The sequence below is a fragment of the Allorhodopirellula solitaria genome, from assembly GCF_007859855.1.
GTDB classification, from domain to species: domain Bacteria; phylum Planctomycetota; class Planctomycetia; order Pirellulales; family Pirellulaceae; genus Rhodopirellula; species Rhodopirellula solitaria.
In genome coordinates, this window is record NZ_SJPK01000053.1 from 1 (window position 1) to 3,303 (window position 3,303).

Consider the following 3,303-nt stretch of genomic DNA (forward strand, 5'->3'; position numbering starts at 1 on the left):
TGGACCCTCTCATGATAGAAAACCAGCAAGATTTTGGCAGTCCACGACTCGCCACAACCATGGCGAAGTGCTAGCAAATGCCGACCCCGCAAAACACGGCGTTTTTAACGCCGCCGGGAATCACTGGCCTAAACTGATCCATTAGTCTGCAGATGATTGCGTGTATCGTTCCAGGCCGAAAGCCTGGCCACTTTGTCGTTCCGAGTGAAAAGATTGAATTGATGACCAAGATCTATCACAACCCAAGATGTGCCAAATCAAGAGCCGCCGTGGAACTGCTCGAGTCTCGTGGGATTGAGTTTGACATTGTCAAATACCTCGATGACCCACCGAACGAGAAAGAGTTGCGGGCGATCGTCAAAATGCTCGGGATCTCGCCCGAAAAGCTCGTTCGCAAAGGCGAGAAACTCTTCAAAGAACTGGGCTTGGGTGGGAAAAGCCTTACCGACGCTCAGTGGATTGAAGTGATGGTGGAGCATCCCAAGCTGATCGAACGCCCGATTGTGATCCACGGTGCGAAGGCCGCCATCGGCCGCCCCACGGAGAACATCGAGTCGATCCTGGATCCTTCGTAGCAGCGCGGCGGATCGTCGATGCTCTCAGAAAACCGACAGTCGCGATCCCTCCATGCACGCCATGGTAGATCGTTCTTCTCGGAACTGAGTGGCATGGAAACCGCAGTCGGACCGATCGATTCTCGAGTCTAGCGTGGTGGATTCTCCAGGCATCAGCTCCTGCGTCCAGTAATTTTGCGTTTCAGGGACCACTCCGATACATTTGTAGATGCCGGGAAGAACGGACTCAGGTAAGAATGGCGTCGGCTCAAGATCTAAAACCGCTTAAGTCCATGCCATTCGACTTAGGCGATGCGGGGACGCGGGCCTGGGAAGGGATATTCCGGTCGATAGCGCGCCATTGGTGCGGTTGATGCTCGGCAAGTTCATGCTTCCCGGTCATCCGTTTATCGCTCACTGGACGCAGGAGCCGATGCCCAAAAATCCAATATTCTGGATGCCTGCCACTGAATTCCGAGAAGAACCTTGTAGGCAGATTGCCTTCGACTCCCCACCAGTCCCCCCAGCATTTTCCTCCGAGTAGTTTTCATGGTCGTGTTATTTGTCCGTCGAATCGCGTTACTGCTGCTTTGCCTGAGCAGTGTTTTTAGCCTTGCCAGCGTCTCTTGGGCCGGGGGGCCGTTAAACGTTGTTATTATCCAAACCGACGAGCATAATTTCCGAACTCTGGGATGTTACCGCGATACTCTCTCCGATGAGCAGGCGATGCCATGGGGAAGGAATGCGATCGTTGAGACGCCCGCGATCGATTCGATCGCCAACCGCGGCGCCATTTGCACTTCGTTCTACGCCAGCAGCCCTGTCTGCACGCCATCACGGGCAGCGTTTTTCTCAGGTCGGATGCCGCAGCAAACAGGTGCTTCGAGCAACAACAAACCGTATGCCAGCGACGTGGTTACGTTTGCTGAGGTGCTGCGGCAAGCGGGATACGCCACCGGCTACGCCGGGAAATGGCACCTCGACGGTCCCGGCAAACCGCAGTGGTCACCCCGGCGCCAATTCGGTTTCACCGACAACCGATTCATGTTCAACCGCGGCCACTGGAAACATTTGGAGTTGGTCGACGATCAACCCCGCGTCGCTTCACGCAACCCTCAAGACCAGCCGACATACAACTTAGCCGATGCCGACGAGACCACGTTCACGACGGATTGGTTGACCGATCGCGCGATCGATTTCATCACCGAACATCGGTCAGGACCTTTCTGCTACCACCTGAGCATTCCCGATCCGCACGGTCCCAACACGGTCCGTGCCCCTTACGATGACATGTACGGCGATCGAGCGATTCGGCCCCCGTCTACCTTTTCCACCAACGTTGAGCAACCCAAATGGATTGCGTCGGGTCGGAACGCTGACTCATTGCAGTTTCGCCCGGACCTGATGGTGAAGTACTTCGGCATGGTGAAGTGCATTGACGACAACGTGGCGCGGATCCTCGAGACGCTGCAGGAGCACGACTTGTTAAACCAGACAATTGTCGTGTTCACGTCGGATCATGGCGACCTCTGTTTTGAACACGGCCGATTGAATAAAGGAAATCCCTATGAAGGCAGCGCCAAGATTCCCATGATCATAGCGGCCCCGGAAATCATTCCCGCGGGCACTCGGGTTGATGAAGCACTCGCGACGGTCGATTTCATGCCGACTCTGCTATCCCTGATGCAGCAACCGATCCCTGCGACTGTGGTGGGGCGAGACGCGTCGGTATTGCTCACCGGGAAAGAGGACGCCAATTGGGAAGACCTGGCCATCATTCAAGCCGCGGGGGATCAGCCTGCGTGGTTCGCAGTGATCAGCGACCGCTACAAACTCGTCCTGTCCGTCGCCGATCATCCCTGGCTATTTGATCTCGAAGAAGACCCTGACGAACTGTCTAACCAGTGGGATCCCAATACGACCGCTCGGCAGCAGGACGATAGCGTTCGGAAGGTTGCTGACCGATTCACGGCCGCTTTGCAGCGGTACGTCGACCAGCAACCCGAGGGCTTCACCCATCGAAAAATTAGCGATCAGATCGAACGGCTTCTTCGCTCTCGTTGAATGAACGTCCTCTGGGAAGGGCTGTTTCCAAGCCCGCTCTGATCAGATTTCCCGGTTTTCTTCTGCCGAACTGTTGTCGCAGTCTCGGACTGTTGAAGAAAAGCGGAGGGGTTCCTTTTGGTGCTTCGACCGCTATCTGAAAGCCAACGGGAAGGTCTGACCGGCCCGATCTCTTCGCATGGCGGATGGCGATTTGTTTGTCTGTCGAGCGTTACCGGTGGGGTCGACTAGCGGTGGGGTAGACTAGCAACGCGTGATCAATACGTGGCGAATTTAGCGAAAGCTATTCTGTGGTGGACGAGGCGACGAACTGTTGAGCCCCGCAAGTTTCCCACGCCGAAGGCGTTTAAGAAAATAGCCGGTGGTTTGAGCGCAAGCGAACACCACCGGGTAGGTCGCAAAACCCAAGAACCAACCCCGAATGGGGTTGAAGATCATTCATGACGAGGTCTGCGACCCACTTCGGGGTCGACGTTCGGTGACCAACGAATCACCGTAGGTGGCGCTGCGCTGACCTCATAGGCATCAAGTTAAGCAGTACTCGAGGAGGTCTGGGTTGGCGAGCAACTCAATTGTTCCTGGTTTTGCCTTGCGTTTGGTTCTTTGGCAACGACGTCGGACGCGGGAGATGAGCCGATTGAAAAAATCCACCAGTTGAGCACTCGATGTGTTGAGGTGACTGGCG

General features: G+C 55.6%; 2 protein-coding genes. Both read left to right on the forward strand.

The annotated features are described in order from the left end of the window. Window positions 1–221: 221 nt before the first annotated feature. Complete coding sequence (arsC, locus tag CA85_RS24540) at window positions 222–575, forward strand: arsenate reductase (glutaredoxin) (RefSeq protein WP_146394371.1); 354 nt, start codon at window positions 222–224, stop codon at window positions 573–575. A gap of 528 nt (window positions 576–1,103) precedes the next feature. After that, on the forward strand, window positions 1,104–2,618 hold the full coding sequence (locus tag CA85_RS24545; RefSeq protein WP_146394373.1) for a sulfatase family protein: 1,515 nt from the start codon (window positions 1,104–1,106) through the stop codon (window positions 2,616–2,618). The last annotated feature ends 685 nt before the right edge of the window (window positions 2,619–3,303 follow it).

Bases quoted from the DNA above. Each gene is read 5' to 3' on its own strand.
- arsC (WP_146394371.1), top strand. From the start codon at position 222: ATGACCAAGATCTATCACAACCCAAGATGTGCCAAATCAAGAGCCGCC.
- CA85_RS24545 (WP_146394373.1), top strand. From the start codon at position 1,104: ATGGTCGTGTTATTTGTCCGTCGAATCGCGTTACTGCTGCTTTGCCTG.